Raw genomic sequence first — 13,298 nt, 5'->3', positions numbered from 1 at the left:
GCCACCGGGGGCATCGAGCACGAGCCAACGAGGAGATCACGCATGCAGATTCTGGTACTGGGGTCCGGAGCGGGCGGCGGCTTGCCGCAGTGGAACTGCAACTGCCCGAACTGTCGGGGGGCACGGCAGGGCGAGCCGACCGTCACGCCGCGTACCCAGTCGTCGATCGCCATCAGCAGCGATGGCCAGCGCTGGTTGCTGTGCAACGCCTCGCCGGACATCCGTGCCCAGCTGGCCGCCACGCCCGAATTGCATCCGCGCCGCGGGCTGCGCGACAGCGGCATCGCCGAGGTGCTGCTGGTGGATGCCCAGATCGATCACGTCACCGGCCTGCTGTCGCTGCGCGAGGGTTGCCCGCTGGATGTATGGTGCACGCCCGGCGTGCATCACGACCTGAGCACCGGTTTCCCGCTGTTCCCGATGCTGGATCACTGGCAAGGGGGACTGCGCTGGCAGCCGATCCTGCTCGACGGCGAGCATCGCCAGGCGACGTTCACCGTGCCGAGCTGCCCCGGGCTGCGCTTCACCGCGGTGGCACTGGACAGCAATGCGCCGCCCTATTCGCCGCGTCGCGGCTCGCCCACTCCGGGCGATAACCTCGGACTGTTCATCGAGGACGACGCCGGCGGTGCCACGCTGTTCTACGCCCCGGGGCTGGGCCGGTTGACCGACGAGGTCCGCGGCTTCATGCGTCGGGCCGACTGTGTACTGATCGATGGCACCCTGTGGCACGACGACGAGATGCAGCGCCTGGGGGTCGGGCAGTCGACGGGGGCGGAGATGGGCCATCTGGCGCTGGCCGGCGAAGGGGGCATGATCGCCGAGCTCGATGCCCTGCCCGAGACCACCCGCCGCCTCCTCATCCATATCAACAATACCAATCCGATTCTCGACGCGACCTCTGCCGAGCGGGCCACGCTCGATGCCCACGGCATCGAGGTCGCCTACGACGGCATGCGACTGACGCTGTGAATCGGCATTGCCGGGAGCCTGCCATGACTGCAACCCCCGCCACCTCACCCGCCGCCACCGCGCCGCTGTCGCCCGAGGCCTTCCGCGCCGCGCTGCTGGCCAAGGGCGACTATTACCATATCCACCACCCCTATCAGGTCGACATGGCCGAGGGCCGCGCCACGCCCGAGCAGATCCGCGGCTGGGTGGCCAACCGCTTCTACTACCAGGTGATGATTCCGCAGAAGGACGCCGCGCTGCTGGCCAACTGCCCGGATGCCGCGACGCGCCGGCGCTGGATCCAGCGGCTGCTCGACCATGATGGTCACGGCGACGACGCCGGCGGCATCGAGGCCTGGCTGGCGCTCGGCGAGGCGGTGGGCCTGTCGCGCGAGGAGCTGTGGGCCCAGGAGCATGTGCTGCCCGGCGTGCGCTTCGCGGTGGATGCCTACGTCAACTTCGTGCGTCGCGCCAGTTGGCAGGAGGGGGCGATCTCCTCGCTGACCGAGCTGTTCGCTCCCCTGGCCCACCAGAGCCGGCTCGATACCTGGCCGGGGCACTATCCGTGGATCGACGCGGCCGGCTACGCCTACTTCCGCAAGCGGCTCAAGGAGGCGCGTCGCGACGTCGAGCACGGCCTGGAGGTGGCGCTGGCGGTGTGCACGACGGTCGAGACCCAGCAACGGGCGCTGGAGATCCTGCAGTTCAAGCTCGATGTGCTGTGGTCGATGCTCGACGCCATGACGCTGGCCTACCAGCTCGACCGGGCGCCCTATCACAGCGTCACCGACCGGCGCGTCCATCATCGGGGGCTGTCATGAACGTCGCGACCGTCTATCGCCTGAAACCCGGCTGGCGCCTGCAGTGGGAGGAGGCCCAGGGGCGCCATGTGCTGCTCTATCCCGAGGGCATGGTGCAGCTCAACGACAGTGCCGGCGCCGTGCTCGGCCTGCTCGACGGCGAGCGTGACCTGGCCGCGGTGCTCGCGGCGCTGCGCCAACGCTACCCCGAGGCCGACGAGGGGCTGGAGCGCGACGTTCACGACTTCGTCGCCGACGCCCTGCACCAGGGCTGGATCCGCGAGACGGAGGCGACATGAGCGACCCCCGCATGACGCCTCGCGATCACTCGGTCGGCGCCCCCTTGTGGCTGCTCGCCGAACTCACCTATCGCTGCCCGCTGCAGTGCCCCTACTGCTCGAACCCGCTGGACTTCGCCGCGCACCGCGACGAACTCTCCACCGACGAGTGGATCGAGACGATGCGCCAGGCGCGTGCCATGGGCGCCGTACAGCTGGGTTTCTCCGGTGGCGAGCCCCTGGTGCGTGACGACCTCGAGGCGCTGGTCGCCGAGGCACGCCAGCTGGGTTTCTACACCAACCTGATCACCTCGGGGCTGGGCCTCGACGAGGCACGCATCGTCGCGCTGCGTGAGGCCGGCCTCGACCATATCCAGATCAGCCTGCAGGCCGGCGATGCCGAGGTCGCCGCGGCGGTGGCCGGCTCGCCCAAGGCGCATGCCAAGAAGCTGGCCATGGCGCGGGCGGTCAAGTCCGCCGGCTACCCGATGGTGCTCAACGTGGTGCTGCACCGCCACAACATCGATGACCTCGATGCCATCATTGCGCTGTGCGACGACCTCGGCGCCGATGCCGTGGAACTGGCCAACTGCCAGATGTACGGTTGGGCGCAGCTCAACCGCGCCGGGCTGTTGCCCAGCCGCGCCCAGATCGAGGCCGCGGAGGCCACCACCGCACGCTGGCGCGCGACACTCGCGGCCCGCGGCCGGGACATGCGCCTGCTGTTCGTGGTGCCCGACTATCATGAGGATCGCCCCAAGGCCTGCATGGGCGGCTGGGGAGCGATCTTCATGACCGTGGCCCCCGACGGCACGGTATTGCCCTGCCATAGCGCCCGCGACCTGCCGATGCGTTTCCCCCGTGTGCCTGAGCACTCGCTGGCGGCGATCTGGTACGAGAGTGCCGCCTTCAACCGCTTCCGCGGCGATGCCTGGATGCCGGCTCCCTGTCGCGACTGCGACGAACGCCACCAGGACCATGGCGGCTGCCGCTGCCAGGCCTACCTGCTGACCGGCGACCTCTCCGCCACCGACCCGGTCTGCGACCGGTCGCCGGATCACCACCTGATCGAGGCTGCCCGCGCGGAGGCCGACGGCGAGGCCCGAAGCCTCGGCGAGCTGGTGTCACGCAATGCCCGGGAGTCGCGGGTCTTCTGTCGTGGCTGAGGCGCTGGGGCCTTCCCCCGCAGTCTGGTGGCACGACTACTACCTTGGTAGTGGCACCGGGGGGCCTGGGACGGCACCCAAGTGGCATATCCAGTGAGTCGGGGGCTTTCTATACTTCGAGTCAGCCCTTCTACGCCGAGAGCCGCCCATGGACATCGACCTTCCGACACCGCCAGCCGGTATCGCCGCTCGACAGGATGCCGTACTGATCGCCCAGTCGCGGTCCCGGGACCCGGACATGGCCGCCCAGGACCTGGCGAGCCGCCTGTTGCACCCCTGGCTGGGGGGCGTGCTGTTCTTCTGCTCGGCGGAATACGACCTCGCGGCCCTGGGGCAGGCGCTGGAGCAGCATTTCGGTGGCGTGAGGCTGTGTGGCTGCACCACCGCGGGCGAGATCACCGATGAGGGCTATGGCCGAGGCGGTATCACCGCCATCGGTTTCGACCAGCGCGCCTTCGCGCTGGACTACGCGGTGATCGATGACCTCGACGAGGTCTCGCTGCTGGCCGCCCAGCAGTTGACCGACCGCCTGCTCGACCACTGCCGGCAGGCGGGCATCGCGCCGATCAAGGAGCATACCTTCGCCCTGACGCTGCTCGACGGCCTGTCGGCCAGCGAGGAGCGGGTGCTGGCGACCCTCAATGCGGCGCTCGGCGGCATTCCCCATTTCGGCGGTAGCGCCGGCGACGACAACCGCCTGGCCGGTACCCATGTCTACGGCAACGGCGGTTTCCGTACCGGCGCCGCGGTGGTGGTGATGCTCAATACCGCGCTCGACTTCGAGGTCTTCACCACCCACCACCTGCGGCCGCTGGCCGACAAGCTGGTGGTCACCGCGGCCGACCGCGAGAACCGCCGGGTCATCGAACTCAATGCCGAGCCCGCCGCCGAGGAGTACGCCCGGCTGGTGGGACGGCGGGTCGAGGAGCTCGACGAGGAGACCTTCGCCCGCCATCCGCTGGCGGTACGTCTGCACGACCAGACCTATGTGCGCTCGATCCAGCGGGTCAACGAGGATCTCAGCCTGAGTTTCTACTGTGCGGTGGAGAACGGCATCGTGCTGACCGCCATGCGCGCCGCACCGATCCTCGATGACCTGCGGGAGGTCCTCGACGGCATCGTCGCGCGACTGGGGCCACCACGGCTGGTGATCGGCTGCGACTGTTTCCTGCGTCGCCTGGAGATCGAATCGGACGGCGAGAGTGAGGCTGCCTCGTCACTGCTGCGTGCCTATCGCGTGGTGGGCTTCAACACCTATGGAGAGCAGTGCAATGGCATGCACCTCAACCAGACCTTCACCGGAGTCGTCATTGGCCAGTCACGTCGCGGCGGCTGACGGCAGCGAGCGCGAGCGCGAGCGGCAACTCGAGCGCGAGATCGCCAAGCTCAAGCGCATCAACGCCGCCCTGATCGAGCGCGTCGAGGCCAGCAACCTGCCGCGCAGTGGGCCGTATGCCGCCTTCGAGCACTCGGTGCTGCTCGCCGAGCAGGTGCGCGAGCGCACCCAGGCGCTCAACCAGACCACCCATGAGCTGCGCGCCAGCAATCGCCTGCTGGCGGAGGCCCGCGAGCGGGCGGAGACCGCCGGCCAGCACCTCATCGATGCCATCGAGAGCATCACCGACGCCTTCGTGCTGTTCGATGCCAATCAGCGCATCCAGCGGTTCAACAGCCGCTTCGCCGAATTCTGGCGACCGGCGGGTATTCGTATCCGCCAGGGCATGCGCCTGGACGACCTGCGCCGGCTGGCGCTGAGCTCGGGGCTGGTAATCAGCGAGCAGCTGGGGCGCCGCGACGGGCGCACCGTCTACCGCCTGCACGACAATCGCTGGGTCCAGGTGCATCAGCGGCCCACCCGCGGCGGTGGCCGCGTAATCCTGTACGTCGACATCACCGAGCTCAAGCGTCACGAGCATGCCCAGCGCGAGCATGCCCTGGCGCAGAAGACACGGTTGCTGCAGGCCACCGTGGACAGCCTTTCCCAGGGGGTGGCGGTGGTCACCGCCAGCGGCATGCTGGAGATGTGCAACCAGCGCTTTCGCGACCTGACCGGACTCGAGTCACTCGAGGTGCCACAGCCGTTCGCCGCGCTGTGTCATTCCAGCCAACTGGTCGACGCCATGGATGCCGAGGGCGTGACCGCGGCCTGCGAGCGTCGGCTCGAGGATGGCCGGGTGGTGGAGGTGCGCGGGCACGCCATGCCCGGCGGTGGTCAGGTGTTGACCTATACCGATGTCACCGAGCGTATCCGTCACGCCGAGACCCTGCGTGAACGCGAACACTGGATCCGCACCATCACCGACGAACTGCCGGCGATGATCGCCTACCTCGACCACGACCTGCGCTATGTGTTTACCAACCGCGTCTATGAAGAGTGGTACGGCTGGCCGCGCGACCTGCTGCTGGGTGGCGAGATGGAGGCCCTGCACAGTCAGGAGCATTGTGCCCGGCTGCGCCCCTATCTGACCCGGGCCCTGGCCGGGGAGAGCGTCTCCTTCGAGTTCCCGGAGCAGAGCGCCAGTGGCGAACACCGGGTGCTGCTGCGCGCCTATGTGCCGCACTACGACAGTGAGGGCGGGGTGATCGGACTGTTCGTGCTGATCCGCGATATCACCGAGCGCCGGCGTACCGCCGAGGCCCTGCATCAGGCCTACCAGAACCTGGAACAACGGGTGCGCGAGCGCACCGCCGAGCTGACCCAGGTCAACGGCCAGTTGCGCGAGGAGATCGCCGAGCGTGCTGCCGCGGAACAGCGCCTGCGCGAGGCCAAGGCCGAGGCCGAGGCGGCCAACCTGTCGAAGAGCAAGTTCCTGGCCGCGGTCAGTCACGACCTGCTGCAGCCGCTCAATGCCGCGCGGCTGTTTACCGGCGCCCTGTGCGAGCAGGACGTGGCGCCGGGCGGCCGTGAGCTGATCGACCAGATCGGCCGCTCGCTGAAGGATGTCGAGACCCTGCTCGGGACCCTGGTCGACATCTCCAAGCTCGATGCCGGGGTGGTGACCCCGGATGTCGATGCCTTTCCGGTGGCCGAACTGCTCGATGGCCTGGCCCGCGAGTACCGGCAGGTCGCGGCCAGCGAGGGACTGGGATTCGACTATGTGCCCAGCAGTGCGGTGGTGCGCAGTGATGCCCAGCTGCTGACCCGCGTGGTGCGCAACTTTCTCACCAATGCCGTTCGCTATACCGGCGAGGGGCGTATCCTGCTGGGCTGCCGGCGGCGTGCCGACGGCCTGGAGATCATGGTCGGCGACACCGGCATGGGCATCGCCACCGAGGAGCTGGGGGTGATCTTCCAGGAGTTCCGCCGTTCGCAGGCGGCCGGCAAGCGCCAGGACCGTGGCCTGGGGCTGGGCCTGGCGATCGCCGACAAGATCTCGCGCATGCTCGAGCATCCGCTTGCGGTGTCCTCGATCGCCGGGCGTGGTTCGCTGTTCAGTGTGCGCCTGCCCTACGGTGAACTGGCGCCACGCAGCCAGCTTTCCCAGGCGCCGGCGGCGGCGATGGGCGAGAACGTGCTGGAGGGGCGACGGATCTGGGTGGTCGACAATGATGCCGATATCTGCGAGGCCATGCGCGTGCTGTTGACGCGTTGGGGCTGCGAGGTCTGGGTGGCCGATGGCGAGGCGGCGCTGGCGGAGCAGGTGGCCCTGGCCACGGCCCCCGCCGATGTGCTGATCGTCGACTACCATCTCGACGATGGCGATACCGGGCTGGCGGTCGCCGAGCGTATCAATGCCCGGCGCCAGGTGCCGCTGCCGGTGATGACGATCACCGCCAACCACAGCGTGGATCTCAAGCAGCGTATGCGCGAGCTGGGCTATGCGCTGCTGCACAAGCCGGTCAAGCCGCTCAAGCTGCGCATGGCGCTCAGTCGCCTGGTCGCGGGCCGCGCTTGAGGTAGGCGCTGAAGTCGATATCGCTGGCCGAGAGGATCGCCTGGACCCGGTTGTGCACGCCGAGCTTGCGCAGGATCGCCGAGACATGGGCCTTGACCGTAGTCTCGGCGATATCGAGGTGATAGGCGATCATCTTGTTCGATTCGCCGCGGGTCATGTGCTCGAGCACCTGTAGCTGCTTGCGGGTCAGGGCCTCGAGTTGCTGGGTGGTGATGGCGTGTTCGTCACGTGGCGAATTGCGCCGGGCGGTGCCGCTGGCGCGGATGATGTCCGAAGGCAGGTAGATGTTGCCATCGAGGATCTGGGCGATGGCGTGGGTCATCTGCTCCCGGGGCGACGACTTGGTGATGAAACCCACCGCGCCGTAGGTCACCGCCTGCAGGATCACCTGTTTCTCCTCCTCGGCGGAAATGATCACCACCGGGATGGTCGGCGCCTCGTTGCGCAACTGGAGCAGCCCCGATAGCCCGTGCATACCCGGCATGTTGAGATCGAGCAGGATCAGGTCGAGGTCCTCGTGCTGCTGCGTCAGTGCCAGGGTCGACTCGAGATCCTGGGTCTCGAGGATCTCGCTATCCTCGAAGCCATCGCGGATGACGCGACCGATGGCCTCGCGAAAGAGGGGATGATCGTCGGCGATCAGTAGTTTGTACATGGCAGGGCCCTGATGGTCGTCGTTGTTATCGGGGTCGTTATTATCAGGAGTATGGGCCAGGTTATCCATCGCGGCCTCTCCCGGGGGCGATCAGCGCCGGCGTGGGGCGGCGATAGCGGTCGATACGATAGCCATCTTCGGAAAACAGTGGGTCGGCTTGAGTGCGGCGCTGGCCGGCATCGGCGGCGAGGGATGTGGCGGGCCCGGCGAAGCATGAAGCGGACGGCAAAATCAGGGGGCTGAGGATGATCCTGGTCACCATGGATGCACCTCAAGTCGTTGTTATGGTGCCATCCATTGAACGATATGAGTTGCGCATTTGGGAATGCCACCATTGTCTCAACAAAAGAGGCACCAAAGTACTATTCTGGCGTATAAACACCCTCCGTATCGTGCAAGACATGAGCCGATATTTCTGCAAGTCATGGCGCGACCTGCGCCGATTTCTGCGCTGCCGATTGCTGGCGGTCCTGGTGGTGAGCCTGGGGGTCATCAACCTGTGGAGCGCCCCGGTGCTGGGGGAAGAACTCCCGGTGCTGAAGCTGAGTGTCCTGCAGTTCGGTACCGCCCACTGGGAACTGGATCATATCCAGCGCCTGGGGCTGGACAGGCAGGCGGGCTATGATCTGGAGGTGCGTCTGGTGCCCCATTTGCCGGCCTCTCGGATTGCCGTTTCCAGTGGGGATGTCCAGGGCGCCGTTGCCGACCTGCTTTGGGTTCAGGCCCGCTATGATCAGGGCGAACCCTACCTGTACCTGCCCTTTTCATCGCAGATTGGCGATATTCTGGTGGCCGAGGACGCGCGCTTCGAGTCGATTGACGACCTGCGGGGCAAGCGGATCGGCGTGGCCGGTGGCCCGGACAGCAAGGGCTGGATCCTGTTGCGCAGGGTCGCGGCCGAGCAGGGCCTGGACCTGGAGCGGGAGGCCGAGGTGAGCTATGCGGCCCCGCCGCTGCTCAATGAAGCCATGCGGCGGGGCAGGGTCGACGTGCTGGTCACCTACTGGCATTTCGCCGCCAAGCTCAAGGCGGCGGGGGGCGTCCGCACGGCATTGCAGATGGCGGACCTGCTCGATGCCCTGTCGCTGGATCGGGACCTGCCGGTGCTGGGCTATGTGTTTCGCGAGTCGTGGGCACGCGAGCATCGCGACCTGCTGGATCGCTTCGCCGGCTCGCTGGTCGAGGCCAAGCGGCAACTGGCTGAGCAGGCGTCACGCTGGGAGGCCATCCGGCCGCTGATGCGAGTGGAGGGCGATGCCGACTTCGAGGCGCTGCGCCAGGGCTTCGTTGCCGGCACCCCGGCAGCGCTGGACGACCAGCGCATCAGCGATCTGCAGCGGTTGCTCGTGTTGACCGGTGCCGAGGCGGATGAGGTGCTGCCCGATCGGTTGTTCTACCGGGCGGATGCGTCGCGGAGAGCACCATGAAAACCGCGCCCTGGGCGTGCTGGATCGCCCTGCCGGCGGCGCTGCTGATCTGGGGGCTGGTGGCCGCGCTGCTGGATTCCGCCCTGCTGCCCAGCCCCCTGGCCGTGCTCCAGACCCTGTGGGGAGAAGTACGGGCGGGTGAACTGCAGCATCATCTGGGGGTGACGCTACGCCGGGTCATGCTCAGCTTCGCGCTGGCCATGGCGCTGGGCACGCTGCTTGGCGTGTGGATGGGGCGCGCGCCGCTGGTCAATGCCCTGCTGGACCCGTTGCTGGTGTTGTTCCTCAACCTGCCCGCCCTGGTCACCATCATCCTGCTCTATGTCTGGGTGGGCCTGGTGGAAGCCGCGGCGGTGCTGGCGGTAGTGATCAACAAGGTGCCCAATGTGGCCGTGACCGTGCGAGAGGGGGCCCGCAGCCTGGACAACCGGCTGGAGCAGATGGCCGAGGTGTATCATTTCACCCGCTGGCAGCGCCTGGCCCATGTGTGGACCCCGCAGCTGTTTCCTTACCTGATGGCGGCGACCCGGGGCGGGCTGGCGCTGATCTGGAAGATTGTCCTGGTGGTGGAGTTGCTGGGCCGTTCCGACGGCATCGGCTTTCAGCTGCATATGGCGTTTCAGGTATTCGATGTGGCCAGCATTCTGGCCTATAGCCTGGCGTTCATTGCCGTGGTGCAAGTGATCGAGCTGGCCGTGCTGCAACCCCTGGAGCGTCGGGCATCGCGCTGGCGGACGGCCGGGGTGCGTCATGCTTGAACTCTGCATCGAGGCGCGCATGTCCCGCCAACCCGTGCTGGGCGATATCGCCACGCGCATTGCCGAGGGGGATCGCATCTGCCTGCTGGGACCCTCGGGGATCGGCAAGACCACCCTGCTCAATGTCATCGTCGGCTTGGAACAGCAATTCCCCGCCGCGGCGGTGAGGAGGAGGGCAGGTCTGCGGATCGGCTACCTGTTCCAGGAGCACCGCCTGCTGCCGTGGCGAACGTTGCGCCAGAACCTGAGGCTGGTGGGGGTACCCGCGCACGAGGTAGAGCCGTTGCTGGCCCAGGTGGGCCTGGCCGGGTGCGCGGAGCACTTGCCGGATCAGCTGTCGCTGGGCATGGCGCGCCGCGCGGCGCTGGCGCGCTGCCTGGCGATCCAGCCGGATTTGCTATTGCTCGATGAGCCCTTCGCGTCGCTCGATCCTCCCCGGGCGCAGGCGTTGCAGAACCTCGTAGGCACGCTGCTGGACGCGCGCCCGCACATGGCGATGATCTGCGTCACCCACGATGCCCGGGACGCTGGGCGACTCGCCAACCGGATCTGGTACCTCAATGGTCAGCCGGCCCGGTTGGAGTGGGATGAGCGGTTGGCGAGCGGCGCTGACGTGGCAGGCATTACCCGGAAGTTGCGCAGCCTGGAGAGCAAGGTGGTCTGACTTCCAGCGCCTCGCCCTCTGCAGGATCTGCCATGCCGGCGATGGGGCCGCCACCACCTGTCTTCGGGTCGAGGGACCCGAGGCCGGTGTCGTCCTGTCGGGTGCCGTCGTCTGCGGCGGTGCCGTTGCCGAACATGCACCGTGCCAGCATGGCGGCCCGGGCCGGAGTGCTAGTGAGGGGGAATCGGGACATGACCAGGAACTCCTCTCGGTGGGTTCATCCCCGGCGGCCAGCAGCCGTAACGGAGGGAACGGAGACTGGCGGATGGGTGGATGGACGGACAGGCATTGCGGTTCTCCTCGGGTGATGTACCTTGCGTGATCGCACTGCCGTTGTCGGGAAGTCGCGTCACGCACGGAGCCATGGGAGAAGCCTAGCCGGTCCGGGCCAGGCGCCGATATATGCCGATGGTCGCGATTGACCGGTACTTAGGGCGCATGCCGCTGGTAGGATCTCTCTCGGGCACGGGCACGGGCACGGGCACGGGCACGGGCTTGGCGCTACGAGCCTGCGCACACGCCATGGTCGGGCCGGTGGCGTGAGCCAGGCGGCGACGGCATTTCACGACACACCAACATTCACCGCCTGGATCCGGGCGCGACGCTGCCGTTTCTGCTGGATCAGCTTGTCCACGCACCGGGTATCGTCCCGCAGGATCACCACACACTCCAGGCACTGGATGCACTCGTTGTAATCGATCCGGCCATCGGTGCGGATGGCGTTGATCTCACAATGGTTCTTGCAGCTCTGGCAGGGCTGGCCACAGAGCTTGACCCGCTCCAGCCAGCTGAACAGACGAAACTTGCCCAGCACCGCCAACCCTGCCCCCAGCGGGCATAGGTAACGGCAGAAGAACTTGTGCACGAACATGCCCGCCACCAGCAGCCCCACGGCGTAGACCACGAATGGCCAGTAGCGCCAGAAGTAGAGGGTCAGACTGGTCTTGAAGGGCTCCACTTCCGCCAACTGCTCGGCCAGGGTGAGGGAGTGAAAGGAGGTGCCGACCAGGCCGACAAGGATCAGGTACTTGAGGTGGATCAGTCGCCGGTGCCAGGCTTCGGGCACCTTGCGCTGGCGGACCTGCAGTGTCTTGCCCAGCCACGATGCCATCTCCTGCATTGCCCCGAACGGGCACAGCCAGCCGCAGAAGAGCCCGCGGCCCCAGATGAACAGGGTAATGAAGGTGAAGGTCCAGAGGATGAAGATCACCGGGTCCAACAGGAAGGTGCCAATCTCGAAGCCGTCGTAGAGGGACAGCAGCAAGGTGAAGATATTCACGACAGAGAGCTGGCCCTGGGCGTAGAAACCGATGAAGAACAAAGTGAAGAACAAGAATCCCCAGCGAAACCGGTGCAGCAGTTTCGGGTAGCGGCTGTAATGGCGCTGGCGGGCGAAGAACACCGTCAACACCATCAGACTGGCCACCAGGATGGTCACCTGCGGCCAGCGCTCCTGCCACAGGCTCACCCAGGCCGGCCGGCGGTTCTGCTCCACCGGCGCGGTCACCTCCACTCGCTCGAAGAGCTCCGGGGGCAGGTTCATCTCGGTGCGGAAGCTGGCCCGATCCGCGCTCAGGTGGTTCCTGGCCAAGGCCAGGTTCATCACCAGGCTGGCGTCGGCACCGGGGTTGAAGCCGCCACTGCCGCCCATCTTGAACAAGTGGGCCTGTTCGAAATGCGGCATGCCATCGGCCTGCAGGGGGGTGTCCGAGTCCAGCCGGTTCATGTCCCGCAGCTCCACCGCCAGGTCGCTCTGCTCCAGGGACAGTCGTCCGGGGACGGTGCCGGGACGGAAGTCATCCGGTACGTGGGTGAATAGCCCGTTGGACATCACCGCCAGCATCTGCTCGCCGCTCTTGAGGTCGTCGGTCAGGCGGACAAAGGCCGCATCCCCCAGCAGGTTGCGTCCGATCATCGGCGAGCTGGCGTAGGCATAGTAGATATCGGTGAAGGCCTCACCCGGCTCCGGTTCGGCCACCTCCGGATAGGCGTCCAGGGTATTGCCGATCATGGCCTCGGCCTCCTCGACCGAGAGGCGCCAGTGGCCGATATACCCCCGGTCCAGCATCTGCTGCCAGGACAGCGGCTCGTAGAGATCCGCCCTGGGCTGGGCGGCCGGGGCCTGGGCGAAGGCCTCCAGCGTGTTTCGGGCCACCTTGAGGGCCGAAGACAGCACCGTGTCGTTGATGATGACCACCGAAACGGTGGCCGAGGTGATGCCGTCGAAATTCACCACGTCGCCCTCGGCGTCACTTCCGGCCTTCTTGCCGTTGACCACGATGTGCTCGGTCAGGGAGCGGCCCGGGTACTGGTCGACGAAGCCGAATAGCGGTGCTTCCCCCAGGCCATGCAGGAACACCGGCTCGTGATGGTCCATCACCTGCACGCCGGTGAAGTCACCGTCGACGTCGATGCCGATCAGCAGGCTGATGGGCTTGCCGGAGTAGCCGGTCAGGTCGCTGATATCACGGGACTCGTAGGCATAACCCAGCAGCTCGCTGAGCTGGTAGACCGGGTAGACCGGATAATCCGCGCGCTTGTCTTCAATGCGGGTGGCCTTGGGAAAGAGCTGCTGGATGGGGGCCTGCATCTCGGGCGATGGCTCCGCCCGAAGCGTCGGGGCCAGCACCAGCATCGATGCGATCAATAGCACCAGGGTACGAAACGCTGCCATGACCATCGCCAGACTCCGGGCCTTTTCTT

General features: G+C 66.9%; 12 protein-coding genes. 9 read left to right on the top strand and 3 right to left on the bottom strand.

Annotation, left to right across the window (positions count from 1 at the left end; genetic code table 11):
* Nucleotides 1-42 precede the first annotated feature (42 nt).
* From pqqB to MKP05_RS04915, 6 genes are all read left to right on the top strand, one after another.
* A complete protein-coding gene (gene pqqB, locus MKP05_RS04940) occupies nt 43-972 on the top strand; it encodes a pyrroloquinoline quinone biosynthesis protein PqqB (RefSeq protein WP_110282323.1) in 930 nt (309 codons plus the stop codon).
* Nucleotides 973-995: 23 nt separating this feature from the next.
* Nucleotides 996-1,772, top strand: coding sequence for a pyrroloquinoline-quinone synthase PqqC (pqqC, locus tag MKP05_RS04935; RefSeq protein WP_110282322.1), 777 nt, complete (start codon nt 996-998; stop codon nt 1,770-1,772).
* Nucleotides 1,769-2,050, top strand: a complete 282-nt coding sequence (gene pqqD, locus MKP05_RS04930; RefSeq protein WP_110282321.1) for a pyrroloquinoline quinone biosynthesis peptide chaperone PqqD — start codon at nt 1,769-1,771, stop codon at nt 2,048-2,050. The genes pqqC and pqqD overlap by 4 nt, the downstream gene beginning before the upstream one ends.
* Nucleotides 2,047-3,195 (top strand): pyrroloquinoline quinone biosynthesis protein PqqE, encoded by a 1,149-nt coding sequence (pqqE, locus tag MKP05_RS04925; protein WP_240567296.1) that lies wholly within the window; start codon nt 2,047-2,049, stop codon nt 3,193-3,195. Before pqqD ends, pqqE begins: the two co-directional genes overlap by 4 nt.
* Nucleotides 3,196-3,343: 148 nt before the next feature.
* Nucleotides 3,344-4,531: a nitric oxide-sensing protein NosP gene (gene nosP / locus MKP05_RS04920; protein WP_240567295.1), complete on the top strand. Its 1,188-nt coding sequence runs from the start codon at nt 3,344-3,346 to the stop codon at nt 4,529-4,531.
* The gene (locus MKP05_RS04915) at nt 4,506-7,091 is read left to right on the top strand and encodes a PAS domain-containing hybrid sensor histidine kinase/response regulator (RefSeq protein WP_240567294.1); all 2,586 of its coding nucleotides are present in this window, start codon (nt 4,506-4,508) and stop codon (nt 7,089-7,091) included. Before nosP ends, MKP05_RS04915 begins: the two co-directional genes overlap by 26 nt.
* Here the strand turns inward: MKP05_RS04915 and MKP05_RS04910 are convergent.
* Both MKP05_RS04910 and MKP05_RS04905 read right to left on the bottom strand, forming a co-directional pair.
* Nucleotides 7,063-7,746, bottom strand: a complete 684-nt coding sequence (locus tag MKP05_RS04910) for a response regulator (RefSeq protein ID WP_110282829.1) — start codon at nt 7,744-7,746, stop codon at nt 7,063-7,065. The genes MKP05_RS04915 and MKP05_RS04910 overlap by 29 nt on opposite strands.
* Before the next feature lie 61 nt (nt 7,747-7,807).
* Entirely contained in the window at nt 7,808-8,008 is a 201-nt protein-coding gene (locus tag MKP05_RS04905; RefSeq protein WP_240567293.1) for a hypothetical protein, read from the bottom strand.
* 139 nt (nt 8,009-8,147) lie between these two features.
* Here MKP05_RS04905 and MKP05_RS04900 point away from each other — a divergent pair, with 139 nt between their 5' ends.
* Genes MKP05_RS04900 through MKP05_RS04890 form a run of 3 tightly spaced genes read left to right on the top strand, consistent with a single transcriptional unit; the run spans nt 8,148 to nt 10,595 of the window.
* Nucleotides 8,148-9,173, top strand: coding sequence for an ABC transporter substrate-binding protein (locus MKP05_RS04900; RefSeq protein WP_110282318.1), 1,026 nt, complete (start codon nt 8,148-8,150; stop codon nt 9,171-9,173).
* Nucleotides 9,170-9,931 (top strand): ABC transporter permease, encoded by a 762-nt coding sequence (locus MKP05_RS04895; protein WP_110282317.1) that lies wholly within the window; start codon nt 9,170-9,172, stop codon nt 9,929-9,931. The genes MKP05_RS04900 and MKP05_RS04895 overlap by 4 nt, the downstream gene beginning before the upstream one ends.
* Nucleotides 9,924-10,595: an ABC transporter ATP-binding protein gene (locus MKP05_RS04890; protein WP_240567292.1), complete on the top strand. Its 672-nt coding sequence runs from the start codon at nt 9,924-9,926 to the stop codon at nt 10,593-10,595. The genes MKP05_RS04895 and MKP05_RS04890 overlap by 8 nt, the downstream gene beginning before the upstream one ends.
* 562 nt (nt 10,596-11,157) lie before the next feature.
* Here MKP05_RS04890 and MKP05_RS04885 read toward each other — a convergent pair.
* Entirely contained in the window at nt 11,158-13,269 is a 2,112-nt protein-coding gene (locus MKP05_RS04885) for a NosR/NirI family protein (protein ID WP_240567291.1), read from the bottom strand.
* Between the last annotated feature and the right edge of the window lie 29 nt (nt 13,270-13,298).

The sequence above is a fragment of the Halomonas flagellata genome, from assembly GCF_022487945.1.
GTDB classification, from domain to species: Bacteria; Pseudomonadota; Gammaproteobacteria; order Pseudomonadales; family Halomonadaceae; genus Halomonas; species Halomonas flagellata.
Note: the sequence above shows the minus strand (reverse complement) of the source record. Positions and strands in the feature narration are given on the sequence as shown.

Excerpts from the sequence above, each read along its gene's own strand:
- pqqB (WP_110282323.1), top strand. The coding sequence starts at position 43 with ATGCAGATTCTGGTACTGGGGTCCGGAGCGGGCGGCGGCTTGCCGCAG.
- pqqC (WP_110282322.1), top strand. The coding sequence starts at position 996 with ATGACTGCAACCCCCGCCACCTCACCCGCCGCCACCGCGCCGCTGTCG.
- pqqD (WP_110282321.1), top strand. The coding sequence starts at position 1,769 with ATGAACGTCGCGACCGTCTATCGCCTGAAACCCGGCTGGCGCCTGCAG.
- pqqE (WP_240567296.1), top strand. The coding sequence starts at position 2,047 with ATGAGCGACCCCCGCATGACGCCTCGCGATCACTCGGTCGGCGCCCCC.
- nosP (WP_240567295.1), top strand. The coding sequence starts at position 3,344 with ATGGACATCGACCTTCCGACACCGCCAGCCGGTATCGCCGCTCGACAG.
- MKP05_RS04910 (WP_110282829.1), bottom strand. The coding sequence starts at position 7,746 with ATGTACAAACTACTGATCGCCGACGATCATCCCCTCTTTCGCGAGGCC.
- MKP05_RS04905 (WP_240567293.1), bottom strand. The coding sequence starts at position 8,008 with ATGGTGACCAGGATCATCCTCAGCCCCCTGATTTTGCCGTCCGCTTCA.
- MKP05_RS04900 (WP_110282318.1), top strand. The coding sequence starts at position 8,148 with ATGAGCCGATATTTCTGCAAGTCATGGCGCGACCTGCGCCGATTTCTG.
- MKP05_RS04895 (WP_110282317.1), top strand. The coding sequence starts at position 9,170 with ATGAAAACCGCGCCCTGGGCGTGCTGGATCGCCCTGCCGGCGGCGCTG.
- MKP05_RS04890 (WP_240567292.1), top strand. The coding sequence starts at position 9,924 with ATGCTTGAACTCTGCATCGAGGCGCGCATGTCCCGCCAACCCGTGCTG.
- MKP05_RS04885 (WP_240567291.1), bottom strand. The coding sequence starts at position 13,269 with ATGGCAGCGTTTCGTACCCTGGTGCTATTGATCGCATCGATGCTGGTG.